Annotated in this window: 22 protein-coding genes; 8 read left to right on the plus strand and 14 right to left on the minus strand. The window is 59.6% G+C overall.

The window, feature by feature from the left end; all coding sequences use genetic code 11:
• The first annotated feature begins 28 nt into the window (after window positions 1-28).
• Window positions 29-4,267 carry a hypothetical protein gene (locus tag HKN06_09335; GenBank protein NNF61514.1) on the plus strand — a complete coding sequence of 1,413 codons (4,239 nt, stop codon included), beginning with the start codon at window positions 29-31 and terminating at the stop codon, window positions 4,265-4,267.
• 27 nt (window positions 4,268-4,294) lie between these two features.
• On the opposite strand, the gene HKN06_09340 is transcribed toward HKN06_09335, so the two are convergent.
• Window positions 4,295-5,002: a transposase gene (locus tag HKN06_09340; GenBank protein ID NNF61515.1), complete on the minus strand. Its 708-nt coding sequence runs from the start codon at window positions 5,000-5,002 to the stop codon at window positions 4,295-4,297.
• A 237-nt stretch (window positions 5,003-5,239) separates the two neighbouring features.
• Between HKN06_09340 and HKN06_09345 the strand changes: the two genes are divergently transcribed.
• Entirely contained in the window at window positions 5,240-5,710 is a 471-nt protein-coding gene (locus tag HKN06_09345; GenBank protein NNF61516.1) for a YbaK/EbsC family protein, read from the plus strand.
• A 148-nt stretch (window positions 5,711-5,858) separates the two neighbouring features.
• Here the strand turns inward: HKN06_09345 and HKN06_09350 are convergent, their stop codons facing one another.
• Both HKN06_09350 and HKN06_09355 read right to left on the minus strand, forming a co-directional pair.
• Window positions 5,859-7,502 (minus strand): hypothetical protein, encoded by a 1,644-nt coding sequence (locus HKN06_09350; protein NNF61517.1) that lies wholly within the window; start codon window positions 7,500-7,502, stop codon window positions 5,859-5,861.
• A gap of 144 nt (window positions 7,503-7,646) precedes the next feature.
• Entirely contained in the window at window positions 7,647-8,831 is a 1,185-nt protein-coding gene (locus HKN06_09355; GenBank protein NNF61518.1) for a glucose sorbosone dehydrogenase, read from the minus strand.
• A gap of 126 nt (window positions 8,832-8,957) precedes the next feature.
• On the opposite strand from HKN06_09355, the gene HKN06_09360 reads away from it, so the two are divergent.
• On the plus strand, window positions 8,958-9,236 hold the full coding sequence (locus tag HKN06_09360) for a hypothetical protein (GenBank protein ID NNF61519.1): 279 nt from the start codon (window positions 8,958-8,960) through the stop codon (window positions 9,234-9,236).
• Here the strand turns inward: HKN06_09360 and HKN06_09365 are convergent.
• The 8 genes from HKN06_09365 to HKN06_09400 form a co-directional block, all read right to left on the minus strand.
• Window positions 9,217-9,807: a PEP-CTERM sorting domain-containing protein gene (locus HKN06_09365; protein ID NNF61520.1), complete on the minus strand. Its 591-nt coding sequence runs from the start codon at window positions 9,805-9,807 to the stop codon at window positions 9,217-9,219. The two genes, HKN06_09360 and HKN06_09365, sit on opposite strands and share 20 nt — an antisense overlap.
• A gap of 219 nt (window positions 9,808-10,026) precedes the next feature.
• Window positions 10,027-10,746 (minus strand): DUF45 domain-containing protein, encoded by a 720-nt coding sequence (locus tag HKN06_09370; protein ID NNF61521.1) that lies wholly within the window; start codon window positions 10,744-10,746, stop codon window positions 10,027-10,029.
• On the minus strand, window positions 10,739-11,443 hold the full coding sequence (locus tag HKN06_09375) for a hypothetical protein (protein ID NNF61522.1): 705 nt from the start codon (window positions 11,441-11,443) through the stop codon (window positions 10,739-10,741). Before HKN06_09375 ends, HKN06_09370 begins: the two co-directional genes overlap by 8 nt.
• Entirely contained in the window at window positions 11,440-13,452 is a 2,013-nt protein-coding gene (locus tag HKN06_09380; GenBank protein ID NNF61523.1) for an NADPH-dependent 2,4-dienoyl-CoA reductase, read from the minus strand. Before HKN06_09380 ends, HKN06_09375 begins: the two co-directional genes overlap by 4 nt.
• A 2-nt stretch (window positions 13,453-13,454) precedes the next feature.
• Window positions 13,455-14,651 (minus strand): ABC transporter permease, encoded by a 1,197-nt coding sequence (locus HKN06_09385; GenBank protein ID NNF61524.1) that lies wholly within the window; start codon window positions 14,649-14,651, stop codon window positions 13,455-13,457.
• Complete coding sequence (locus HKN06_09390; GenBank protein NNF61525.1) at window positions 14,651-15,928, minus strand: ABC transporter permease; 1,278 nt, start codon at window positions 15,926-15,928, stop codon at window positions 14,651-14,653. Before HKN06_09390 ends, HKN06_09385 begins: the two co-directional genes overlap by 1 nt.
• A complete protein-coding gene (locus tag HKN06_09395; protein ID NNF61526.1) occupies window positions 15,925-16,614 on the minus strand; it encodes an ABC transporter ATP-binding protein in 690 nt (229 codons plus the stop codon). The genes HKN06_09390 and HKN06_09395 overlap by 4 nt, the downstream gene beginning before the upstream one ends.
• Complete coding sequence (locus HKN06_09400) at window positions 16,611-17,843, minus strand: efflux RND transporter periplasmic adaptor subunit (GenBank protein ID NNF61527.1); 1,233 nt, start codon at window positions 17,841-17,843, stop codon at window positions 16,611-16,613. Before HKN06_09400 ends, HKN06_09395 begins: the two co-directional genes overlap by 4 nt.
• 148 nt (window positions 17,844-17,991) lie before the next feature.
• Here HKN06_09400 and HKN06_09405 point away from each other — a divergent pair, with 148 nt between their 5' ends.
• From HKN06_09405 to HKN06_09425, 5 genes are all read left to right on the plus strand, one after another.
• Window positions 17,992-18,780, plus strand: a complete 789-nt coding sequence (locus tag HKN06_09405; protein ID NNF61528.1) for a hydrolase TatD — start codon at window positions 17,992-17,994, stop codon at window positions 18,778-18,780.
• Between the two features lie 46 nt (window positions 18,781-18,826).
• A complete protein-coding gene (locus HKN06_09410; GenBank protein NNF61529.1) occupies window positions 18,827-19,465 on the plus strand; it encodes a DUF2959 domain-containing protein in 639 nt (212 codons plus the stop codon).
• 9 nt (window positions 19,466-19,474) lie between these two features.
• Entirely contained in the window at window positions 19,475-20,899 is a 1,425-nt protein-coding gene (locus HKN06_09415) for a M20/M25/M40 family metallo-hydrolase (protein ID NNF61530.1), read from the plus strand.
• Window positions 20,900-21,594: 695 nt separating this feature from the next.
• Entirely contained in the window at window positions 21,595-22,008 is a 414-nt protein-coding gene (locus tag HKN06_09420; GenBank protein ID NNF61531.1) for a hypothetical protein, read from the plus strand.
• A gap of 530 nt (window positions 22,009-22,538) precedes the next feature.
• Complete coding sequence (locus tag HKN06_09425; protein ID NNF61532.1) at window positions 22,539-23,147, plus strand: CIA30 family protein; 609 nt, start codon at window positions 22,539-22,541, stop codon at window positions 23,145-23,147.
• 10 nt (window positions 23,148-23,157) lie between these two features.
• On the opposite strand, the gene HKN06_09430 is transcribed toward HKN06_09425, so the two are convergent.
• From HKN06_09430 to HKN06_09440, 3 genes are all read right to left on the minus strand, one after another.
• On the minus strand, window positions 23,158-24,126 hold the full coding sequence (locus HKN06_09430; GenBank protein ID NNF61533.1) for a hypothetical protein: 969 nt from the start codon (window positions 24,124-24,126) through the stop codon (window positions 23,158-23,160).
• Between the two features lie 190 nt (window positions 24,127-24,316).
• Window positions 24,317-25,615, minus strand: coding sequence for a hypothetical protein (locus HKN06_09435; protein ID NNF61534.1), 1,299 nt, complete (start codon window positions 25,613-25,615; stop codon window positions 24,317-24,319).
• A gap of 30 nt (window positions 25,616-25,645) precedes the next feature.
• A complete protein-coding gene (locus HKN06_09440) occupies window positions 25,646-26,200 on the minus strand; it encodes an NERD domain-containing protein (GenBank protein NNF61535.1) in 555 nt (184 codons plus the stop codon).
• Window positions 26,201-26,386: the final 186 nt, after the last annotated feature.

Below are 26,386 nucleotides of genomic sequence, written 5' to 3' on the forward strand. Positions count from 1 at the left end.
GCTCACAAATCAAACTGCCGGCAATATCGTGCGTATCGCGGCGCCGACGGTGCAGTTGCTGCCCGGCTCCAACGAAGCCGGCAACTTTGGTGCCACGTCGCAGCCGGTCATCACCGAGATGCAATGGAACGACAGCGGCCAGCTGCTGGCGACCATCGACGCGGAAGGCAATGTTGTTGCCAACAGCTACTACCCGGCCAACGATCCCGACGGCGATGGCGTTCCGAGTGTCACTCCGCTGGGCGATCCAGGCACCGCTGCAACCGGTTACGTGGAAACGTCAACTCGCGATGCCGCCAATTCGCCCCGACGCACCAGCCCGGTACCGCCGGTGCAGCTCGAGACGCACTTCAGCTACGACGCGGTCGGCAACATCATCGCCACACGTAATCCACGTGGCGTGGTGACAACCGTCGAGGTCAACCAGCTCAACGAACCGGTGGTGATCACCCGCGGCGCTGATGTGACCGAGGCCGCCGCCTCGGGCCAGCTGATCACGGGAGAGGCACCGTTCGCCTACCAGCTGCGCAACACCTACGATTACAATGGCCGGGTGATCCTGCGCGAGATCGAGAACCGCGACGGTAACACCGCTGGCGTAGGCGGATTTGTCGGGTACGGCTTTACCTACGACATACTCAACCGCCTGGTGACCAGGACCGTTGAGATTGACAGTGACACCACCCTGGTTACCCAGTACCGCTACGACGCCAACGAGAACCTGGTGTCGGTCACTCAGCCTGAAGGCAATGAGACCCGCAGCGTTTACGACGAACGAGACCTGTTGTTCACGGCCACCCGCGGTTTCGGCTCGCCCGATACATCGACCACACAGCGTGACTACGACCTCAACGGCAACCCGGAGCGCTTCATCGATGCCGCCGACAACGACGGCGACAGTGATCCGGAGCAGACCATCACTGCCTACGACGGTTTCGACCGGGTGATCCAGGTGACCGACGCGCTGGGAAACTTCATACAGACCAGCTACGACCCGGCTTCGAACGCTGTACAGCAGCAGGTTTTCGGTCACCCTCCGGATTCGCCCGGTAGCGCGCCAACTCCGCTGCGCGATACGCGTACCGCCCACGATGAGCTGAACCGGGTCTTCCAGACGGACCAGGCGCTGTTTCTCGCAGCCGGCTATACCACGCTCAACCCGGTCAACCTTCTCGACGACAACAGCGACGGCTTTGTCACGGACCGCTTTGAATATGACGCGCTGTCGCGGCCAACCTTCCGGGTGGAAGACGACGGCGAAGTCACACAGACGGTCTACGACGGCGCCAGCCGGATGATCTCCACCATCGATGCGCTCGGCAACCGCACTGATATGCAGTACGACCAGAACTCCAATGTAGTACTGAGCAGCAGCGTCGAGCTGTCACCCGAAGCGCTGGTACCCGATGAGACGTTTACCACGCGTAATGTCTACGACCAGCTCGACCGCCTCGTGCGCACCACCGACAACATCGGCCAGACCAGCTATTACAGCTACGACTCGCGCGACAACCTGATCGACAGCCGCGACGCGCAGGCCGCGACGCTGCCCGACCCGCTGGGTGTCTTTCCTGGCGACATCAATGTTCCGGGCAACTCGACAACGTATGTGTATGACGGGCTCGACCGGCGCATCCAGGCCATCTATGACCTGCGTGTGGGAGGCAGCGGCGACGGCGCGCTGGATACTTCGAACCCCGCCAACCCGGATGGCCAGGTAACCCGCGGCTACACTTACGATGGCAACTCACGGCTGACAGGCATGAGCGACGACAAAGGTAATACAACGTCGTTCGGCTACGATGCGCTGGACCGGCGCATTTCGCAGGCGAATGCCGATTTGACCGCGCATGCCTACAGCTATGACGGCGACGACAACCTGGTACAAAGCGTCGACCCGAACGCCTCGGTGGTGATCAATACCTACGATGCCATCAACCGGCTGGTGCAGGTGGACATCAGCCGCGGCAGTGGCGTGGCTGGCACCACGCGACAGACTTATTCTTATGACGGACTGTCGCGGCTGACCGCCAGCAGTGATGACAACGGGGATGCAGGCACCCTGCTGCAGCAGACCGAACTGGTTTACGACTCGCTGTCACGCGTGCTGGAAGAACGCCAGAACGGCAAACCCGTTTCGCGCACCTTTTCCGGTGACGGCGACAAGCTCAGCTGCACCTATCCCGGCGGGCGGACTCTCACCCACACCTACGATGCCATCGACCGGGTCAAACTGACCAGCGATGGAGGCGGTCTGATCACCGACAGCAACTGGATCGGGCCCGGCTACCGCGAACTGCGCCGGCTGGCAGGTAACGGCACATCGCTGAGCTATCTCGATGAGACTGATTCGATCGATGTCGGTTATGACGGCATCAAGCGGGTTGTAGCGCAGCAGTGCCTGCTGGCCGACGGCACCACGGCTTTCATGGACCGCGGCTATGACTACAACCGCGCCAACCAGCGCCTCAGTGAGCATCGCTTCGACGATGGCAATCTCAGCGACGAATACGTCTATGACTCGCTTTACCGCATCACGACGACCCGGCTGGACCAGGCCGGCATGCGCGGTCCCGGGGCAACGCGTGGCGTCGATGAGATCACCTACCAGCTCGACGGCGTCGGCAACCGCACTGAGGTGATCGCGACGGTCGACCCGACCATCGTCGATATCGATGGCGACGGCCTGGTCGGCGCTGCTGACAACTGCCTCGAAGTGGCAAATCCGGACCAGCGTGACACTGACAGCGACGGCTATGGCAATCTCTGCGATGGCGACGTCGACAACAGCGGCGCAGTCGATCTGCAGGACCTGGCGATATTCCGCATATTTTTCCTGAGCCCGGGTGACCTCGACACCGATCTCAACGGTGACGGCTCCACGGACCTGCTCGATCTCGCCATCCTGCGGGCACTGTTCCTGAAAGCGCCCGGCCCGTCCGGTGCCGCCGGCCCCGGCATTGCAGGTCCGCTGGTCGATAGCTACACCAGCAACGAGATGAACGAATACGACGAGATCACAGGCGCTACGCGCACGCACGACGAAAATGGCAATTTGCTAACCGATGGCACGCGGACATTCAGCTACGATTATCGCGATCGATTGGTCAGCGTCAGTGACGGCAGCCGTGGGCCACTCAGTAATTATCTTTATTACGCCGACAACCGCCGCGCCGCGAAAGACGCCGGCGGTGCCACGACCAGCTATTACTACTACGGCTGGCAGCCCGTCGAGGAACGCAATGCGGCCGACCAGACGATCATCACCTACGTGTGGGGGCCAGGCGATATTGACGAGCTGGTGCAGTTCGAACGCTCGACCATTCATCCGCTCGGCGCCGGCACGTTCTTTGCTCATCAAAACGTCCGGTCTGACGTAGTGTCGCTGACCGATGCCGCCGGTAACCTCGCCGAAACTTATCGTTACGACGACTTCGGCAATGTCGAGGCGCCGTCGGCGCTGGGCAATGAGTTCCTGTTCCAGGGCCGCCGCTTTGACGCCGACACCGGTCTCTATTACTTCCGCAACCGCTATCACGATCCGGTCACCGGGCGGTTCCTGCAGCGGGATCCTGTTTCCTCAGATCTGGACCTCGGAAATCGTTATGCCTTCGTCGCCAATCAACCAGCATCACTTCGCGATCCGTTAGGTTTAGACCCGGAGTTTTATGATCCTGATCGCGAGCTTACAAGCCGATACGCAGATTTTGCACTGTCAGAAGCTGGAGATGAAGTGACTGAAAAAGCCCTCACAAAAGTGGGGGAATCATTAGGCCAAGCCATAGGTAGAAAAGTAAAGAAAAAAATACAAGGGAAAATCATTGGCGGTGCGGCAACCGGTGGCCTATATGCTATCTATGATTTCGTCAATGATGCAGCGGAGGCCTCTAAGCAGTATCGTGAACTGGCTGTTTCAACGTATTACGATTATATCTCAGCCAGCGATCCTGAATGGGAGCAACGCGCCAAGGAAGAGCGCGCTCGTTACAACGCAGAAATCGAAAGATGGCAAGACTGTCTTGAGGAAAAAAGACTTAAAGAAGCAGATGAAAAATTTAGCGAAATGATGGCATTGACTGTTCGATCCTACCAACAAGAGAACGCGCCACCGACGCCTCGGAGCCCAGAGCCAGACAATCCGTTACCTGAAAATGATCAATCACCGGACCTCGACGAAGAACTGCGCAAGCGAATGAGCGGCAGCTCCCGGAAAGGCAAATCGCTGGCAGAACGACTAAGAGGCGTGGAATCCCATGCCGTTGAGTAATTGAGAATAATTGGGGTCAGACCGAGATTATTTGTAACAATCGTCGACCGGGCGCTTTCGCGGGCGCCCGGCCTTGCCCGGCCGCACTGAGCGGCCAAGCATGGCTTCAACCTGGTCCCTGAACCTGTCGTTACCCAGTACCCGGCACGAGTTGGTTACTGTCCTGATCTGATCCAACTCGTCTGGGGATAGGCTATCGGCAAACAAACCCCGGTAAGCATGCCGCCGTTCCTCATCGGACTGACCAAGGCATTGATATACCGAGTGCGGCACGACAATGGGGTCACCTTTGCCGTTTGCGTTGCACTGGTAGCTCGACCATAGATACTCCGCAGGATGGCGCACCATCCCGGCTCTGACCGGATTCAGTTCGATATAGCGGTGACAGGTCAATAAGTAGCGGTCCGTTTGTACCAGGCTCGCCTTGTAGCGTGCCTGCCACAACGTGCCCGTCCGGTTGTAGCGCTTGTTTATCGGCTGCACATAGTGCCGCCCTATCACCTGCATCAGCAAGGGAATCGACCTTTCATTTCCTGGCGAAACCAACAGGTGCGTGTGGTTGGTCATCAGAACATACGCATGCACCGGGCAGTCGTGCTGCTGCGAGGCAGCACGGAGCACCTGCAAATAGAGTTCGTAATCTGCTGTCTCGAAGAATGTGGGCTGCCGATCGACGCCACGCTGAATAACGTGTTGAGGGATTCCGGGTATGAAATAGCGTGGCGGGCGCGGCAATTGGGCAGTCCGGTCGGGTTTGCGTCATTACAGGGCCTGCGTGGCTTGCACACCAGCCGGAAATCACACTGGTTGAGGCAATTGTGGCGAATAATCCCGGTCTGACCCCGATTAGTAATTGTGACGAATAATCTCGGTCTGACCCCGATTAGTACATTTCACGATTGACGGCTTTCGTCAGCAGGCTAACCCTGTACTCAGGTCCAGTTCGCGCGAACTGCGCGCAAGGAGTACGTGATGACCATTCCTGCAAGAGTCTTGGACTATGTCGAAGAGAAAAAGGTCGATTGCACCGTGGTGCCCCATCCCCGTTCGGAATCCAGCCTGGAGACCGCCCACTCCGCCCATATCAGTGGCGAACAGCTGGCAAAGGCCGTGCTGCTGACAGCGTCCGACAGCTACGTGCTGGCGGTACTGCCGGCAAGTCACGAATTACAGATCTCACGGGCAGAGGACTATTTCGGCACCGATCTGAAGCTGGCGCCGGAAAGTGACCTGCCGCAGGCATTCGACGACTGCACGCCGGGCGCAGTGCCCGCACTGGGCGGCGCTTACGGCATCAAGACGATTGTCGACAAGATGCTGACGATGCGATCGGACGTCTATTTTGAGGCTGGTGATCACGAGGACCTGATTCGCGTCAGCAGCAAGGGCTTTCGTGAGCTGATGGCGGATGCCGATTACGCTCACATCAGCGAGCACAAGTAACAGCACCGGCCGCTGAACGGATTTACTCCGGCAGCCGGCAGGTACCTGGGGATTGATGCCGCCAACGCCGGCATCAACTCCCTGTCATGCAGGCGCGGTGCAAAGCCGATTCTGCCATCGGGGTGTTGTGACCGCTGCCCGGATAAACCTAGTGTGCCGTCGGCCTGGCGACCCACTCGCGGTCCCAGGAGGTGACTTCGTAGCGTGAAGTCATCGGGAAACCCGGTGGGCGCATGTGTTCGAGCCGTTTGTCGAAACTGATCCTGGTGCGAAACCGCGGCTCGGTGGCCGACACGGTACCGGCGCTGATGCTGCCGTAGATGGCCAGCAAACCGTCCGGGCCGCGACGGTAGCCACGCACCGCGAAACGGCCCCTGGCATAGATGGAGCCGTGTATGGTCAGGTCCCCTTCGCCGGTCACGTCCGCAGCGGCAATTTCGACGTCGCGATCGGACACCAGCCCGAGGAAGTCGTCGCTGTCAGCGAAACGTTCCGGGTGTCGCGAGTAGACCAGGTCACCTTCGATGACGACCTTGCGCGGTGAATACACCAGCACCCGGCCGCGCACGGTCCCGCTCACATACAATCTCGCCCTGCGCCCTGCCAAGAGGTAAATCTCGTCGCCGATGTCGCGGCGTTCCTCGAAGCTGTCACGTCCCGCCCTGCTCCAGCCATAGGTTCCATCCGCGTGAAAACGAATGCGCGTGTCGCTGGTTAAACGATGGATAAGCCCCTCATCGACATGGCGGTCTTCAGGAAACGGCAGGAAACGGTCCGGCAGCCTGATAGCTTTCACCCCCGTCTCCAGCCCGCCGAGAAAAATATCATCGTGATGCACGCGGCCCTCGCTGTCCAGATTCACTCCGCGCGCGGCTACCGAAACCTTGCCGTGAAAACGAGGCCGACCGTCGCGCGACGACAACAGGTTGATGCTGGTATTGGAATGAAAACGACCGTCCATTTCGTCGCGGTGAATCTGCACTTGCGGATCCCAGCGACCGACAAACTGCGTGAAGTTGGAAAACGCCAGCCGCCGCATCGTGAGCTCCGTCGTCATATGACTGCCATCCTCGAACTTGCTCACCTCGACCGTCACACGCTCAATCTCCGTGTTGCCGCGTATATCGTCGCGACGTATGCGGGCGGTATATTCCTGGCCGCGATGCTTCCAGGACACTTGCTGCAGGTCAGGCGGCATGCGTGCAATCTGGTCCTGCAGCTTATCGATGCGCTGTTCCAGCATACGCCGCTCTCTTGCCGCCAGCGCAAACTTTGCAACCGGCTCGGCTACCGGCTCCGGTGGCGCGCCTGGCACTTCTGCATCGCTTGCGCCGGTTGTCGTGACTATCGCTTCGGCCTGCACCGGGGCGGGGGCGGCGGCCGCCTGCCTGACCGCCTGCCTGACCGCCGGCCTTACTGATGCCGGCTGCTGCCGGGCCGGTCGCGCCGGCGGCGGCGCAGGCTGCGACGGTGACGCGGTTGCCGGCTCAGGCGGCGACTGTGCCACGCTTTTCTCGGGCACCACAGCCGGCGCACTGGCAACAGACACGCGTTCGCGCTTCTCCAGGCCTTCCTCGCTCAGCGTGGGCTGAATACTTACTGTCAGCAAGCGCGTGTAGATAGAGGGGTCGAACTCAAAAGTGACGAACAACGCCACCGCGACAAAAGCAATCACATGGACAGCCGATGACAGGCCTAATGCGATTGGAAACGAGCGGTTTGTTCTGGTTGCCATGTCGTTGTGTCCGGCCGCCACTGGTGCTGCACCGATCTGTTTCAGCAGCTTAGCCATCGCCTGCCAGCATCTCCAGAATGGCGCGGTATATTGTTGAATGTGAGATGAAAACCGCGCCAGCAAGGATCGATGCCGCGCAACCGTTTGGCAAATTTGGCGGCGCCTGTTCCGTCGAGCCGCGCGTCACCGCCGCATCACCGGTCAGGGGACGATCTTGTGAATGTCGCCTGACACGAATGAGATGACGTAAAGCTCGCCGGCGCTGTCGCGGGCAAACGAGACAATGGACAGGTTCGTCTCGGCGATCAATTCGTTAGCGAAACCACTCTGAGTCTGCTCAAGGGCCCAGATGTTGCCGGTAATGAAATCACCGTAGACAAACTTGCCTACCAGGTCGGGAATGGCGCTGCCACGGTAGACCAGCCCGCCCGTGATCGATTGCGCGCTATCGCGACTGAGTTCGGCGATTGGCGTCTCAGTTCCGGAGCGGTCGGGACAACCGGACTCACCACTGAAGCTGGCGCTGCCCTCATAGCAGTTCCAGCCGTAGTTGCCGCCCGCTACCCCCAGGTTGATTTCCTCGGTGGAATTCTGGCCGACGTCGCCAAAATAGAAATTACCGCTGACTGTGTCCTGATCAAAACGCCACGGGTTGCGCACGCCGTAAAGAAAAATTTCCGGACGGCCACCGGCGCCGCCGGCAAATGGATTGCCCGACGGAATCGCTACCGCGTTGGGCGTCGTCAGGTCCAATCGCAAAATCGTGCCAGACAGACTGGCCGTGTTTTGACCGTTACCGCCGGGGTCCCCGCCACCGCCGCCATCGCCCTGACCCCAGTACAGGTTCATCGTGCCGGGCTCGAACGACAGGTCGCTGCTGTTGTGATTGGTATTTGGCTGCGGCACCGTCAATAGTATTTGCTCGCTGGCGGCATCTATCGTGGCGGTACCCGAATTAAAGGCGAAATAGGACAGACGGGCCTCGAGCGGATTGCCTCCGGTATAGGAAACATACATCGCGCCGTTGGCACCGACTTCGGGATGAAACTCAAATGCCATCAGGCCGTTCTCACTGGCATTGCTGACAACCCGATCGGAAATATTCATTGCCACCTGGGTACCACCACGGCCGGTACCGCTAAACGTATAAATAATCCCGCCGCGCTCGGCGACATACCAGCGTCCATCCTGCTCGATCAGGTCGAGCGGCTGGTTGAAGCTTTGACCAGCGAATACCGGTGTGGTGTTCACCGTCAACTGTGTCGGCGGCGGTGGTGGCTGATTGGGTAGCGCTGGCGGCGGCGTGCCGCCACCGGAGCTGCCACCGCCACAGCTAGTGGCAAACAATGCGGCCACGACCATGGTGGCCCGGAGCGGATTTTTCATCAGTGTCGGCTCATCTCGATTCCACAGTGTAAGACAGATCAATCAGCACCGTACAATGTGACGGCGGTCTGGGCCTGCTGCAGCTGCCCGCGCCAAAATTCGTGTTTTTGCATCGGCCTGTTTTCAATGACCGATCTGCTGCTGTTCACCGTCGCCGCGCTGATTTTCGCCTGCATTGCTGTTGCAGCCGCGGCAGTCGACGCCCATCTGGCCTCAATCGCCGAATACGCTTACCACGATTTCCAGGGCTACATGGCCAATCTGGCCTCCACCGCGCAGGCCTGCGCAACCCCTGGCAAGGGCAACATGCCGTGCACCGACGGCAGGGCACGCCAGTCATCGATGTTGTTGCAGGCGATTGCTGCAACGCGCCCCGACCTGGCGACTAGCGACTACGGCGAGTAATACCCAGCCCGATCAGTCCGGCGCCGAGCAATAAGACGACGCCGGGCTCGGGGACGAGTACGCGGGCGGAACGGTGAAACCAACCTCCGATCTGGTAGTTGGTGATGTCCTTGTCTATGTTGTCGCCAGTAAACGCCTGGTCCATATACGGGAAGTCGACAACTCTCGCAGCTCTGCCCCTGGTCGCAGTCGCTTCATCGCGGGACCAACCCCACGCGACCGGATATTGGCCCGGTGCCGGATCGAATAGTTCAAAAAAAGCCGGTGCCCATTCGCTGTACGGAAATTGCAGGTTAGAGATTCCGCCCGGATGCCCAAATAGGGTAGAGAAGAGATCACCAATTTCGTAAATGCCGGCCCACGTCCAGCCATCGAAACTGACTTCGCCAAGATTGCCGGAACACGCACCAGAATCAGGATCACAGACCGACGCAAAGTCGTTCCAGCTGAAACCGAGTGTGTCAGTAACCTGGCGCCACTCGAGGTCGCCGACCGTAACCGGCGTGGCTAACGAAAACCCAGGAGCTGCCAGCAGCAACACCAATGTCAGGTTGGAAAACAAATTTTTCATAATGGCACCCTTGCAGGTTCGCAAACGTCATTGCCTGGAAAGATGCAAAAGCGGGGCCGGTTTGCTGCGCAGGAGCGCTATGTAAAGCAACGCTGGTGTTTTGCCGCACAAACTGCGAACGGTTTTACCCCTCGCTGTTCGTTATGTAGCGTGAATTTCGGGCGCAACCGTTGGCATCAGCACAGGATGTAAAGCGAGCCGACACCGCGGCCGTGGTCGCTACAGGGCGAGCCAGCCCGGCACGCTGGTACGGGCCTGGTCGAGGCGGCGTTCCAGCGCGAGAAAATTTGGCTGGTGTTTTGCCAGCAGGCGCCAGAAGCGGCGCGAGTGATTCAGGTGCCTGGTGTGGCACAGCTCATGGAACATCAGGTGCTTGACCAGTTCCGGTTCGAGGAACAGCAGGCAATAGTTGATGCTGATGGTGCCGCTGGATGAATAGCTGCCCCAGCGGGTTTTCTGGCCGCGTACCTGGACGCGTTTGAATTCGAAGCCGTGTTCGGCGGCGATACGTTCGAGCTGCGGCACCAGCTCCTGGCGTGCCTTGGTTTGCAGCCAGCGACGCAGGTGCTGCCGGCAGGCCGGGCGATCCTCGTGCACCGCGGGCACTTCAATTACGTCATCACGCTCATGCAGCCGCTTGTGAGCATATTCCACCCGCCAGCATGCACCGAGCGCCGGCAGCTCGATGCTGTCGGGCATCGAGCGCATTGCCGGGGAAACATTCTTTTCCACTTCCCCAAGCGCGCGGTCGATCCACTGGCGGTGCTGGCTGACAAACTGCTGCACCTCGCCGGGCCGGGTATGCCGCGGCACCACGACTTCCACAACACCGTCCACATTGACATGGATTGCCATGTGATGGGCGCGGGGACTCTCTCTGATAATGAAGCGCGAATCGGGCGCGTGCGGCGCGAGCAGGTCAAGCTGCGCTTCAGCCATCTTCAGGTAACCCGGTGCCGGAATAACTGATGGGATCGGCGCCGTCGATCTTGTCGTAATCGACTTCGGCCATTTCATGGATATAAAGCTTTACCGGCCGTTCGAAACTGAGTTTACCCAGCACGGTCGATCCCGGGCCGATGATGACAAGGGCAGGCTCCTTGATGTCCTGGCCGCTTGGTTTGTAAACGGTGACATTTCCTTTCACGGTGGAACTGTCGGTAATAACGATGCCGCCGTTGTAGTTACCGACGTTACCGTCGACGGTTGCCCCGGTCAGCCGGATCGGCCCATTGACCGTTTTGATATTGCCGGTGACGGTCGCACCGCTTTTTACCTTCACCCCGCCGTTGACGAGCTTGATATCGCCGTCGACGCGCGCGTTCTGTTCGCAGTCGGTCGAGCTGTTCACGCCCTCGATGCTGCCGGTGCGCGCCCGCTCACCGACGCTGATCGGTCCGTTGACCGAGGCAATGTCTTTTACCGTGGCGCCGTCCTCGACGGTTATCCGGCCGTTGACCGACTTGACCGAGCCGTCAGCAGTGGCGTCGGCGCCGACGACAATGTTGCCGTTGACCGAGCTGGCACCCGAGCTGGATTTGGAGCCGGCCGCGATGACCACGTCTTCATTGACGCTTACGTCGCAACCCGCCAGAGAAGCAACTAGAAGTAATACCAGTAAGATCTTGATTTTCATAGCGCTGCGCCCACCCGTGTGCCCTGATCGATGGCCCGCTTGGCGTCCAGTTCCGCCGCTTTATCGGCCCCCCCGATTAGATGCACCTCGAGCCCGGAGGGTTCAATTTGAGCTACCAGCTCGCGCTGAGGCTCCTGACCGGCACAGATTAGCACGGTATCGACGGCCAGCGTCTGCGGCTGGTCATTGATCTCCACGTGCAGGCCAGCATCGTCGATACGGTGATACTTCACGCCCGGCACCATCATCACGCCACGTCGCTGCAGCGTCGTACGGTGGATCCAGCCGGTCGTCTTGCCCAGCCCCTTGCCCGGCTTGGCGCTCTTGCGCTGCAGCAGCCACACATGACGCTTGCTGTCCGGCAGCTGCGGCTCCACGCCGGCAATGCCGCCGCGCGCCTCGAGCTGTGGATCGATGCCCCATTCGTCAAGAAAAGCCTCGACCTGCGGGTGTTCGCCTTCGTGAGTCAGGTATTCGGCCGCATCGAAACCGATGCCGCCGGCGCCGATGATTGCTACGCGTTTGCCGGCCTGCCGGCGTCCTGAAATAACTTCGTCGTAGCGCAGCACACTCGGATGATCGATGCCTTCTATGGGCGGAACGCGTGGCGTCACGCCGGTTGCCACAACCACCGCATCGTAACCATTGGCCGTCAACGTTTGCGCCGTTGCTTCAGTTTGCAGCCGGACGTTGACGCCGGCCAGCTCCATGCGGCGGCGGAAATAGCGCAGCGTCTCGTCAAACTCTTCCTTGCCCGGGATGCGCCGGGCAAGATTGAACTGGCCGCCAATCTCGCCGGCCTTTTCGTACAGCGTGACATTGTGGCCACGCTCTGCCGCCACCGAAGCACACGCCAGCCCGGCAGGGCCGGCACCGACAACAGCGACATTCCGTGGTGTTGCAGCCGGTTCGATAACCAGCTCTGTTTCTCGCCCCGCCTGCGGGTTGACCAGGCAAGTCGCGGGTTCGCCCTCGAACACGTGGTCCAGGCATGCCTGGTTACAGGCGATGCAGGTGTTGATTTCATCCACGCGCCCGCTTTGCGATTTTTCCATCAGGTACGGGTCGGCGAGGAATGGCCGCGCCATCGACACCATGTCGGCATCGCCACGCGCCAGCACCTCTTCTGCCACGGCGGGCATATTGATGCGGTTGGTGGTTATCAACGGGACATTGACTGCACCGCGGAGCTTTGCCGTGACGAAGGCAAACGCCGCGCGCGGCACCATGGTCGCGATGGTGGGTATCCGCGCCTCGTGCCAGCCGATGCCGGTATTGATGAGCGTCGCACCGGCCGCCTCGATGGCCTGTGCCAGCGTCAGCACTTCGCGCCAGTCGCTGCCGGCCTCGATGAGGTCGAGCATCGACAGCCGGTAGATAATGATGAAATCGTCACCGACCGCGGCGCGCACTTTGCGCACGATTTCCAGCGGAAAGCGCATGCGATTTTCGAATGAGCCGCCAAACTCGTCATCGCGATCGTTGGTGTGCTCGACCAGGAACTGGTTGATCAGGTAGCCCTCGGAGCCCATCACTTCGACACCGTCATAACCGGCGTCGCGCGCCAGTGCCGCACAGCGGGCAAAGTCGTCGATCTGCCGGTATACCGCCCGGGTGCTCAGCGCGCGCGGCTTGAACGGCGTGATCGGCGATTTGAAAGCCGACGGTCCCACCGCCAGCGGGTGATAGCCGTAGCGCCCGGCATGCAGTATCTGCATGCAGATATGCCCGCCTTTTTCGTGCACCGCATCGGTTACCAGACGGTGCCGTGCTGTTTCGCCCTTGCGTGTCAGCTTGCCGGCAAACGGTGCGACCCAGCCGGCGCGGTTTGGCGCAATACCTCCGGTGACGATCAGACCGGCGCCGGCGCGCTCGGCAAAATAGGCAGCAAGTTTCGGGTAGTCGCGGGCGCGGTCTTCGAGACCGGTATGCATCGATCCCATCAACGCGCGGTTACGCAGCGTGATAAAGCCGAGATCGAGCGGCTCGAACAGCTTTGGGAACTCGATACTCAAAGTTCGCGCAAGGCGGCGGTAATCGGCATGCTGGCTGCGCGCCAGCTGGGGATCAGGCCGCCGACGAAACCCATCACCAGCGCATAGATCATGCCGGTCACGATTAGTGCCGGGGTCACCGAAAAGGCGAAAGTAACCTGGCTGAAACTGGACCAGTTCAGTGTGCTGGCCTGGTAGCCATTAAAACCGATGTAGGCAAGAACGCCACCTATCAGGCCACCGATCAGGCCAAGCACCAGCGCTTCAACCAGCACCGACACCACGATGGGGATGCGGCCAAAGCCGAGTGCGCGCAATGTCGCTATTTCGATCGTCCGTGCAGAAACTGCCGCATACATCGTGAGTATCGCGGCGAAAATCGCACCCAGGCCCATCATCGCTGTGACCACCCAGCCTATCGACTCGATGATTCTCGCCAGCGGGCCGGCCTGGCCGGCATAGAATTCACTCTCGCGCTCGACGGTAACATTCAGCCGCGCGTCGCTGCTCAACGCATCGCTGAATGTCTGCAGCATGTCGGGATTTTCGAGCTTCACCCGCATCGACTGGAAACTGGAGCCGCGATTGTACGCGTCCTGCAGCACCCGCACGTCGGTCCAGATTTCCGATTCAGACAGGCTGCCGCCGTCTTCGAACTCGCCAACCACCATCCATTCGTTGCTGCCCCACTTCAGCGTGGCGCCAACATCCAGCCCGGAAAATTCGCGCGCTGCACCAGCGCCAACAATAACTTCGCGCAGCCCTGACTCGAACCGACGCCCCTTTGTCAGCGCAAACGAATCGCGCACCTCGAAAGCGTTTGGACCGACGCCACGTAGCGGCACATTGGCCGGCGTACCGGCGCCACGCTTGGGTGCATCAACAACGACAAACAGCTCTGCTGAGGCCAGCGGCCCGTCGGCGCCGGCACGCACTCCCGGTGCCTCAGCGATGATTCGCACCTGGTCGGCCGACAGCCCGCTCGACAGCTCTGCTGTTGAACCGGAACGCAAAACAATAGCCGCGTCCTCCGAGCCGGTTGTTTCCAGCGTTGAGCGAAAGCCGGCGGCAATCGACAACACTGCAACAAGAACCGCAACCACCCCGGCGATACCCAGCATGGCAACGATCGTCGAACTCGGCCGCGCCGGGACATTGCGCAGGTTCATATGGGTAACCGAGACAATTTGGGCAAGCCAGTTGAGAAAACGCATCAGGCCTTCCTCAGCGCATCGGCAATTTGCAACCGCAGTGCCTGGCTGGCGGGGATCGCGCTGGCTATAAGCCCGAACACTGCCATCAGTATGATGCCAATCCACAGTGCGCTGTCAGGGATATCAAAAACGGCAAGGTACTGTCGTAGTTTGTCACCCGCCGTAAGGACCACCAGCTGAGCCAGCCCCAGCCCGGCCAGCCCGCCGATGAATGTAATTAACAGTGCTTCGGCGATAACCAATACGGTAACCCGGGTATTGGTAAAACCCAGCGTCTTGAGTACCGCCAGCTCACTGGTGCGCTCGCGCAGCGACTGGCCCATGGTATTGGCAGTTACCAGCAGCATCGTGAAAAACACGGCGGTTACAACTGCGGTAACAATAGCGCCAACATTACCAACCTGATTGGCAAAACCCGCCGCCATGGCTTTTTCTGATTCGGTCTTTGTCTCTACCGGTGAATTGGCAAACAAATCGTCGATAGCCTGCGCCACTTCGGCGTTGCGATCGGCATCGGCGACCCTGATGACATACCAGCCAACCTGGTCACGCCAGCTTTCCGGCAATGTTTCGTTGAAAAAGTCGTTGTGCAGCATGACGGCCGTCGGGTCGCCCTGGTTGTCCTTCGGCCGGTAGATAGCGCGCAGGGTCATATCCCAGGTATCGCTGCCGTCGGCGCGACGATAAATTTCTGACCGTATCGGGTAGGACTCGCCCACTTCCCAGCCGTACCGCTCAGCCACGGCATAGCCGGCGGCAAACCCGGTGCGGTCGGCAAGCAGCGCTTCTTTCTGGTCCGGCGGAATTTCCAGCTCCGGGTAAATCCGCAAGTAGCTCTCAATGTCGGCGGGAAAAGTTGCGACGAAATTTTTCGGCTCTTTGAAATATCCGCCAAACCACGTTGCATGGGTCACGTCAGCCACGCCGTCGATAGCGCGAATTCGGTTGAGATAGGAAATCGGCAGCAGCTGAATCCAGGTGACCTTGTGACGGGTCACCATGCGGTCGGCGCCGGCGATGTCGACGCCGGCGGAAAAAGCCTTGTCGAGCGCCGACAGCAGGCCGAACATCATGAACGCAATCATGATCGACCCCACCGTCAAAAAAGTGCGCAGCCGCTTGCGAAACAGGCTGGCGCTGAGCAGGTTGCCGTTGGCACCGGCCAGCTTCAGCAGCAGCCAGGCCAGTCCCAGCGGGATGCCGATGACCAGCGTCAGCACGACGATGACGCCGGCCAGCCCCAGCAGCGCCATGCCGAGCTGGGCCAGGATGGTCATGCCGCCTCCGCGACGCTGAGCCGACCCTTGTCCAGATGCACGATCCGTTTAGCCCGCTCCGCCGCACGCGGATCGTGCGTCACCATAATGATGGTTTTGCCCTGCGTCTCGTTCAGCGCAACAAGCAGTTCCAGCACCTCGTCACCGGATTTTCGGTCCAGATCGCCGGTCGGTTCGTCACACAGCAGTAATTCGGGGTCGGTGACGATGGCGCGGGCGATGCCGACGCGCTGCTCCTGGCCACCGGAAAGCTGCGATGGCTTGTGCGAGATGCGGTCTTCGAGGCCCACCAGCGACAGCGCAGTGCGGGCTCGTTCGCGCCGCTCGGAGCCGCTCATGCTGGTCAGCAACAGCGGCAATTCGACGTTGCGTTCCGCGGTCAGCACCGGCAGCAGGTTAAACATCTGGAATACAAAACCAATATGACGTGAGCGCCAGTGCGCCAGGGCGCGATCACTGAGCTGGTCGATGCGCTGCCCGTCAACGTCAATGCCGCCGCTGTCGGGCCGGTCGATGCCGCCAATCAGGTTCAGCAGCGTGGTCTTACCTGACCCCGACGGCCCCATCAGCGCGACGAAATCACCACGTTCGACCTCGAGATCGAGATTATCCAGAACATGCAGTTCTTCCGAGCCACGTTTGTAGGTTTTTGTCAGTGCACTGATTCGTACCAGGGGATCACTCATAATTCATTTACCTTGTCGCCGTCTGCCAGGTCAACGCGCGCTATCGTTACCACGCTATCACCCGGCTCGATGCCGGCGGTTATTTCTACCTTGTTACCCTTGCGTCGTGCAGTTGAGACTGCACGGCGCTCTATTTCGCCGCCCCGCACACGCCAGACGTAGTCGGTACCGTTGTCGCTGCGAATAGCGGTGGCCGGTACTACTGCGCGAACTTCGGGCCCTTCGCGTTCGACCAGCGCTTCTTCGTTGAGAAAACGTACTTTCACACCCATGTCCGGCAGGATACGTGCATCAAGCTGGTCGAATGCGATGCGTACCTTGACGGTAGCGCGCTGGCGATCAGCCGTCGGCACGATGTTGATAACACTCGCCGGGATATCCCAGTCGTTATAGGCATCCAGGGTAGCCACGACGCGCTGGCCAGGTGAAACCCGGTTGATGTATGCCTCGTTGACGTCGACCTCAATTTCACGCGAATCCATATCGACAATCGTGCCGATGCCGGTGCGGGTGAAACCACCGCCGGCGGAAACCGGCGAAATCATCTCGCCCGGCTGGGCGTTTTTGGAAATCACGATGCCGGCAAACGGCGCTCGTATCTGCAAATCGTCGAGCTGCTGTTGTTGCACTGCCAATGATCGCTCGGCAACTTTTACATTCGAGCGCGAGGCCGAAAGACGCGCGCGCAGCGCATCAACCTCCGAGCGGGCACTATCGAGCGCCACCTCGCTTACCAGGTTTTCGTTACGCAGTTTCTCGGTACGCGCCAGCTGGCGTTCAGCCTCGGCCAGACGCACGCGTGTTTCGTCGAGGTTGCGCCGTGCGGATTCCAGCTGACTCTCGACCAGCCCGTAGGCCGCTCGAACCGTGCTGTCATCGAGCTGCGCCAGCAGCTGGCCCTGTTCGACGGCCATGCCCTCCTCTATTAATACCTCGTCCACGCGGCCGGTGACCTTGGAACTCACCGTCGCAATGCGACGTGCGACAACGTAACCGGAAGCGTCGAGCACCGCATCCTGCGCCGCGCCCGGTCTTTGCGCCGTCGCGGTTTCCAGCGGCGGCGGTGCATCAGCCTCGGGCTCGGCAAAGAACTGCATGCCGGCGATCACCGCGATTACCACGGCTACCAGAACAGCTGCACCGGCGATATACGGGCCGATACCGCGCCCGGCGACGCGCTGCTGCGGCTCGATGCGCAGCTTTGCCAGCTTGTCTTTATCCAGGGCCAATGCTTTGTGACGCGCCGTGCGCGATCCCCCGCTGTCTTATAAGTATCCGGAACCGCCCGCCGTGGGTCTGCCCCGAGCGCGCTAGGTTATAGTACCGGGCTGGTTTCCCGCCACTTTTCACGCCATGACGCACGAAAAAGCGCTGCAATTGATCGATATCGGGGCCAATCTGGCCCACGACAGCTTTGACCATGATCGCCAGGCGGTCATGGCGCGCGCTGCCGCCGCCAGTATCGTACAGATGGTCATCACCGGCACCAGCGTCGCCGGCAGCAGCGCCGCGGCCGAACTGGCTGCGGACCACCCCGGTGTGCTCTATGCCACCGCCGGTATGCACCCGCACCATGCCGGCGAATTCGACGACGACGCCACCGGGCAGTTTCGCCAGCTGGCCGGGTTACCCCAGGTTGTCGCCGTGGGCGAATGCGGGCTGGATCATTTTCGCAATTTCTCCACCCCGGCCGAGCAGGAACACGCGTTTCTCGCACAACTGGAACTTGCCGTCGAGCTGCAGCTTCCGGTGTTCCTGCACCAGCGCGATGCGCACGAAACATTTATTACCATCGTGCGCGAATACCGCGACCGTATCAGCGCCGCTGTGGCGCACTGTTTCACCGGCAGCAAAGCCGAGCTTTACGACTGCCTCGACCTGGATCTGCATATCGGCGTTACCGGCTGGATCTGCGACGAACGCCGCGGTCACGACCTGCAGGAGGCCGTGGCCGGAATTCCGCCCGGCAGGCTCATGATCGAAACCGACGCGCCGTACCTGTTGCCGCGCGACCTCGAGCCGAAACCCAAAACCCGGCGCAACGAGCCGATGCATCTGCCGCACATACTTGCCGCCGTCGCCCGTCACAGTGGCCGGGATTTCAACGAACTGGCGCGGGAAACCACGGCCACAGCCCGCGAGTTCTTCAAGCTGGGGGGCGCCTGAGTCGCGAGCCGGTTAAACTGGTGTGTCCGCAGAAGGAAAAAGAAACATGCTTCACAAGATATCGATTGCCCTGCTACTGGCTGGCCTGCTGGCCGGTTGCTCCAGTGCCTATTACAACACTCTGGAGCAGTTCGGCATTCACAAGCGTGAAATACTGGTCGACCGTGTCGCCGAGGCGCGCGAATCACAGGTCGAAGCCAAAGAGCAGTTCGAGAACGCGCTCGAACGCTTTCGCAGCGTCGTCGAATATGACGGTGGTGAGCTGGAGTCGCGCTACAAGGACCTGAATCGTGAGCTCGAACGTTCCGAAGCCAAAGCTGAAGAGGTAGGCAGCCGCATCGACGCCATTGAGGATGTTGCCAGCGCACTGTTTCGTGAATGGGAAGACGAGCTGGACCAGTACAGCAGCGCCAAGCTGCGCTCCCAGAGCGAACAGCAGCTGCGCGAAACGCAGCGTCGCTATGATGGCATGGTCGCGGTCATGCGCCGCGCAGAAGCGCGCATCCAGCCGGTACTGAACCCGTTTCGCGACCAGGTACTGTGGCTGAAACACAACCTGAACGCGCAGGCGATCGCTTCGCTGCAGGGCGAGGTTGCCGTGATTGAAAGCGACGTTGCATCATTGATTGCCGATCTCGAGCGTGCCATTGCCGCCGCTGACGAGTTCATGCAGAACACCGGATAGGAGACAACCGTGGATAGCAAAAAAGCCCAGCAGTTTATAAACGGAATGTGGGACGACTCGATCGTGCCGCAGCTGGTCGACTACGTCGCCATTCCCAACAAGTCGCCGCTCTTTGACCCCGACTGGGCCGAGCATGGTTACATGGACCAGGCTGCCGACCTTGCCGAAAAATGGTGCCGCGAGCAGCCAATCAAGGGACTGCGGGTTGAAGTCGTGCGACTGCCGGGGCGTACGCCGCTGTTGTTCGCGGAAGTGCCAGGCGACAACGACGACACGGTGCTGCTGTACGGGCACCTGGACAAGCAGCCGGAATTTACTGGCTGGGAAGACGATCTTGGCCCGTGGAAGCCGGTCATCCGCGACGGCAAGCTCTACGGACGCGGGGGCGCGGACGACGGGTATGCAGTGTTTGGCTCACTCACCGCTATTCGCGCGTTGCAGGAGCAGAATATTCCGCATGCTCGCTGCGTAGTGGTCATTGAGTTCTCCGAGGAAAGCGGCAGCCCCGATCTGCCCGCCTACATCGAACATCTCGCCAATCGCATTGGCACGCCCAGCCTGGTGGTGTGCCTCGATGCCGAGTGCGGCAATTACGACCAGCTTTGGTGCACCACCACGCTGCGCGGAAATCTCGTCGGCACTTTGTCAGTCGACGTACTCACCGCAGGTGTTCACTCGGGTGGTGCCAGCGGTATCGTGCCGTCGAGCTTTCGGGTGCTACGGCAGCTGCTGACGCGCCTGGAGGACGAAAACAGCGGCGCTACGCGCGTACCGTTGCTGGAACCGGATATCCCGCAGTCGCGCATTGCAGAAGCTGCTGCCACCGCCGATGTGCTGGGCGATGGTGTTCACCAGCGCTATCCGTGGGTGGAAGGCATGCGTCCGATCAGCGAGGACCGCGTGGAACTGCTGCTGAATAACTGGTGGCGCTCAACCTTGTGCGTCACCGGCGCCGACGGTATCCCCGAGCTGCAGCAGGCCGGCAACACTCTGCGACCGAACACCTCGGTGAAATTATCGTTCCGGCTGCCGCCTACCGGCGACGCCACCGCGGCCGGTCAGCAGGTAAAGCAGATGCTGGAGACCGATCCGCCGTACGGCGCCCGGGTGCACTTCGAAGTGGAATCGGCGATGGAAGGCTGGAGCGCCCCGGAAATTGCCCCATGGCTGGCCGATTCGATGGCGCAGGGATCGAAAGCATTCTTTGGCGCCGACGCCATGTATATGGGCACCGGCGGCAGCATCCCGTTCATGGCCATGCTGGGCGAAAAATTCCCCGGAACGCAGTTCCTGGTAACCGGCGTACTCGGGCCGCACTCGAATGCGCACGGGCCAAACGAGTTCCTGCACATTGATACCGGCAAGAAAGTCACCTGCTGCGTCGCCCGGGTGCTGACGGATCACTTCCACCGAGCTGACCGCGCCGCCGCCTGAAAGCAAAGGGGTCAAGTCTACGCATTACGCATTTTCCGGCAAAGGGGTCAAGTCTACGCATTACGCATTTTCCGAAATGCCCGATGCGGAAGGGCAAAAATTCTCACATTAAACATTTTTTTCACCGGCGCCCGGCGCGGTTACAGAACAAAAATGCGGACTTGACCCCCATGACTCACAACCGCTGCTTAAGCGCGTTCTGTCATGAGTCCAGGTCGGAATGACTCGCCGTTAACGCCCCCGATATGCCTGCCTCCCCGGCCTGTCACGCACTTTCAGTCCGGTCTTTATCTTTCCTATCCGCCTCAGAGCACTGTTCTTTCGGCCGCCCGGTCCGGCCGGAGCGCTTGCCCTGTTCGGTGCCGGGCACAATCGCCTTTGGAGAACGAAATGACCTTTTCGTTGTTCGAGACGGGTGCCGCCGCCTTTGTCGAGCAGCCGGAATACATCGAAACGTGTCGAAGACGGTTGCCGCCGGTTTGGAGGTGGTCTAGATCGGGCTTCCAGATGCGATCATGCAAAGCATCCGAAACGGGCACTACCCGCATGGGTTTCTGGTGGCAACGCAAAGGACATAAAATTGTGCAGCGCAAATTGAAAACGACCAGAAACACAACTAGCTTTCTGAGTACACCGCGAAGTGAATATGCGGACTCCCCTACACTCGATCTAATCTCTATTTTGAAGGAAAGGAAATGAAAAATACATTAATCAAAATGGCGGCGACGTCTTTGCTTTTAGTTTTTTCGCAGAGTGTTCTTGCATGGATTGATCCAGCCGCGCCGTCTGCTTCGCACCATCTGGAAGACGCCGCTACGGCTATTCATGACTATCTACACGATGAATATAGCTCTTCATTCGGTGCTCACGGTATGGAAGAGGCAAGCGATGCCTTGCACAGTATTTTACACGACTGGTCGCATGGTGAAGCGACTGAAGCGGAGGTGGTTGTTGCCAAGGACGCGTTAAAAGAAGCATGGAACAATTTCCGTCAGACCATTAACCCTGCTGGAATATTGAACAGCGGAGACACGCAACTCGACGATATGTATCAGGAGGTTAAGAGTGCATATAAAGAGGTTCGCTGGCTGCTCCGCAAAGCGAAGTAAAGTTCAGCGGGCACCGCGCTGGCAAAATTCAGCGAGGGCGTGACGACAAAAGCTGGCGTGATCGCCAATCGACATCGTCGCGCTCTCGCGCCAGGAAAACCCAATCTCCGGGTGTAAAATGACGTGCAAAATGACTTTGTCGTTTTTGTCCGAGAGCCTGACGGGAAATATCGGTGACAATTAGAGATACAACATGCACGTGCCAATTTACGGCGCCGGAGCTCCGCCACACAGCCGGTGCTTAAGTGCGTTCTGTTATGAGTCGAGGTCGGAATGACTCCCCGTAAACGCCCCCCGATATGCCCGACCAACTCCCTGGTTGCGTCACCCCGGCCTGTCACGTACTTTCAGTAGAGTCTTTATCTTTCCTATCCGCGTGTCGTTCATGATCTTGTGGAGTGTTTTGTCTTTTTCTGGGTGTTTGTGCTCGGTATGCCAGTTGGCCCGGCACGCCGACCTGTTGCGGCCTGGACTAGTCTCAAAACAACCCCGGCTCGCCCACTAAACAAATATCCGTAACCACACCTGTCATGAATCGAGCTAACATTCTGTCGCCTCTGTTGCTGTTTATTGGATACCTGCTGATGACTCTTTCCAGCCTGCCTGCAAACACATCTGCTTCTACCCGCGAGGGAGAGCGCCTGCTGACTGATTTCACAGCCGGAACGTCTGACTTCGGCTGGTATGTGGTCAATGACAATGTCATGGGGGGGCGCAGCGACGGCGGCTTCGAACTGGAACCGGAGCAGCTACTTTTTACCGGCACGACGAATACCGATGGTGGCGGATTCAGTTCGATACGCACCGCGCCAATGCAGCTGGATCTGTCGAGCCAGGCCGGCATACGGCTGGTCGTGAAAGGTGATGGTCGCCGCTATACCTGGCGGCTGACCAGTGACGCCCGCTGGCGCGGCAGACTGATCAGTTACTGGGCGGATTTCGAAACGCGTAATGGCGAATGGACTACAGCCAACCTGCCCTTCTCCAGCTTTATCCCCAGATCCCGCGGCTATCAGCTCGATGGGCCAGCGCTGGATGCCGGACAGATTACCGGGATGGGTCTGATGATCTACGACAAGCAGGATGGCCCTTTTCATTTGCAGCTGGCCAATGTCAGCGCTTATTCCAAAGAAAAATAAGGGGTCAAGTCTACGCATTACGCATTTTCGAGAGGCGGGTGCGTAGCCAGGCCAGTTCGCCGGCCACGGCAGGGTCTCGCGTCGCCCTGTCGCGACAGCGGCTGATGGCAGAGGCGACGGTGGTGTAGGAGGTGGGGCCGAAGGTGTCGGCGAGGTCTCGCAACGTCAGTCCGCCATATTGTTGTCCGAGCAGCATAGCGAGAGCCCGTTGCTCACGTGCATGGCGGTCAGCGGCTTCGAGAATCTCCTGTCGCGATCGGGCGGAGCGGGCGCAAACAACAGCGATAATTTCGTCCAGCGATAACATTGTGGTTGATAACTTTGACTGGGGAATTTCATAGTCAGACGACCCACGTCTTTGCGAAGCGGAGACGAACTCTTTGGAACCCAGCACGGCGGCGTACCGGCTGGAGGCAGCCGACAGTAGCAGGTCATCGTCGTGTTCATCTGTTTGTCCCTCAACAAAGGCGCAATAGCCCCCGGCTGATTGGAACGGAGCGATCGTGTGACGCAGGTGCAACCAGCCCGGTACCGGGCGCAACCCGGCAAAGCAGCGATAGCTGGACCATGGATAGTCAACCAACCGGTCGCACAGGCCGGCCGCAAGCGGGTTGCGGTGCACGTAACGGCTGACACACAGCAAATAACTGTCCTGTTCGATTAGCTGCGCCTTATAGCGTCCGCGGAATAACGGGCCGTCGGTTCTCAGGTGACGGTTGTGTCGTTGTGCGTAAACACTGTCGAGATGTTGCATCGCCCTACCGAGGTTGGCGAGCCTGGTTTGCACGAGCAGATGGTAGTGATTACCCATTAAGCAGTAGGCGTGGCAGCACACCCGGTATCTGTCATGCAGGTCACTAAGCAAGTCGAGGAATTGCTGACGCAGGTAATCGTCAGGAAAAACCTGGCACCGCCCGGCACCACGATTCATAACGTGATACCAGGCGCCGGGGTATTCGATTCGCAGTGGGCGCGCCATCGACAAGTCCTTTTATCGAACTGACTTGGACTAAATGATGATGCGTGCTACCGAGGTGGGCGAGTCCGAAAACTGGTACTCAGTTCGATAAATGCGTAATGCGTAGACTTGACCCCTATTCTTGTAGGCCCGCCGCCAAGTCCGCCGCCAAATCTGCTGCAAGCAGTCGCGGCTGGAAGCCGCTCCCACGTTAGGGTTGCAGCGTCGAAGCGCTGACCGGCGTCGAGATAACCTTTTCGAATGCAGCCCAGCGCGTCTCCAGACCACGCCCGGCGCCTTCGACATACTCGCGCACGATGTCCTTGCCGAGGTTGTAGTTGATCACATAGGCGCGGTACTTCTCGATGAACTTCAGCCGCTGTTCGGCACGTTCCTGCGACATCAACGCATAGTCCTGCAGCCACTGCACCGCAGCAGCGGCGTCGATGTCACCATCCAGATAGCGCCGGGCAGCCTCGTTACCGGCATAGTTCAGGCGACTGACCAGTTCATCGACCCGGTAGTATTCTTCAACCCGGCTGGCATCCAGCCCGGCCAGCGGGAACAGCACATTGCGCTCGAACTGCTGCCGCTCCTGCCCGGGAAACGCCATGTTGATGCCGTAATTAGCGCTACCTTCGGCAATCAGGCTCATCGGGCTGAACAGTGCATACACCGAGTACTCGACCCAGCCGCGCTTGTCGACCAGCTCACGTTCCAGCAGCGTGTTGAATACGTGATGCCCGGGATAACCCTCATGACAGGCCAGGTCGATGGCGCGGTCAATAAATATGGGCAGGTCGGTATTGAGCTGGATCAGGCTGTAGGCATCGCCCTGGAACCAGTTGTAGCCACTCCACGGTTTGTCGTTTACATACTCCACGACAAAGCGCTCGCCTTCGGGCAGCGGTATGCGGGCAACGGTGCGGCGACGACATTCATCAATTGCGGCAGCAAAAACCGTGTCCAGCTTTTCCGTTGGAATGACAAAATCCTGGCGAAACGCGTCCAGGCGCTGCGACAGCGCGCCGCCACCAGGCAGCAAAGCGTCCAGTTCACGGTTCAGCGCAATAAAGTGGCTGGCCTCGTGTCGTGGTGCGCGTGCGTCGTATAACAGCCTTGCTTCCTGGTCGAAACTGAACTGCTTGCCGCGCAACATGTCGGCCCGCGTCTGCACTGCCGTGAGCTGCTTCATCAGCAGTGCGCGCCGTTGCGCTACCAGTGGCGTATCACGACCCAGGTCTCCGGCATTGATCGTGCTGCGCAGCAGTCCGGATTCAATTGCGATTGCATCGAGCGACAGCTCATCGCGTTCGGCAGCTTTGCGCCATTGCTCCGGTCCATGGTAAGCATCAACGAAATCCGCATCATGCCGACCCAATGCCAGCACCAGCCGTACGTAAGCTTCAGCCTGCGCATTGAGGTCGCGCGGCGTCACGGCAGGTGTGGTTGTGCAGGCACAAAGCAGTACTGCAGCCACCGTGGCGGCTGCCCCGAGCTTGGAAAGCATATTAGAAAACCCTCGCAGGTGTTTGTTTTTTCAGGCTGCAGCCGCAGCCTCGCGTAGCTTCAACCACTCACTATAGAACGCATCGATCGCCCTGTCTGCCGCTGCGTTACCAGCCTTGTCGAATTGCTTGCACAGGTCGGTTACGGAAACTACCTGCGGCAGGTCGTCACCGCGGAATTCGGCATTGTCGTTGAACACAATACGTCCATGTACCGGTACATCCGGCACCAGGCGTTTTACCGCGACGATGCGCGCCATTGATGGTCCGACAGGATTGGTAATGCTGAAGCGCTCGGTGCCATCCATAATTGCCCAGCGGTCGAGTGTGCTGCCCGCAAAAACTGTTCCGCCGATTTCCCTGACATCAAGCACCAGTAGCCCGCGCGAAGTCAGCAGCAGGTAATCGAGCTCGATCTTTCCATCGAGGCCGTCCGGTACGATGACCCGCTCCATGTAGTCATGGGAGATTGCGCGAATAGTTTTCAGCAGAACACGACGGGCGCGCCGACGGGAATTTGATATGAAAGCAATCAATCCCGCCGACGCCGCCACAAAAGAAAAGGTAGCCGTCAATTCCAGTGCCATTCCGACGCTCGCGTTCTCAGTCCATTCGCTGCGTATCTTACTCTTTGTACGCCCGCGACGAGAAACCCGACACGTTTATCCACAACATGTTTAATTCAATCAGCGGGTGATAAAGCGCGCCGAAAAAACTGATTCGTCATCGAATCTTTGCCAAAAGCAGCTCGGCGGGACGCTCATGCCCCTGCA

It is taken from the genome of Gammaproteobacteria bacterium, assembly GCA_013003425.1.
GTDB lineage: Bacteria > Pseudomonadota > Gammaproteobacteria > Steroidobacterales > JABDKV01 > JABDJB01.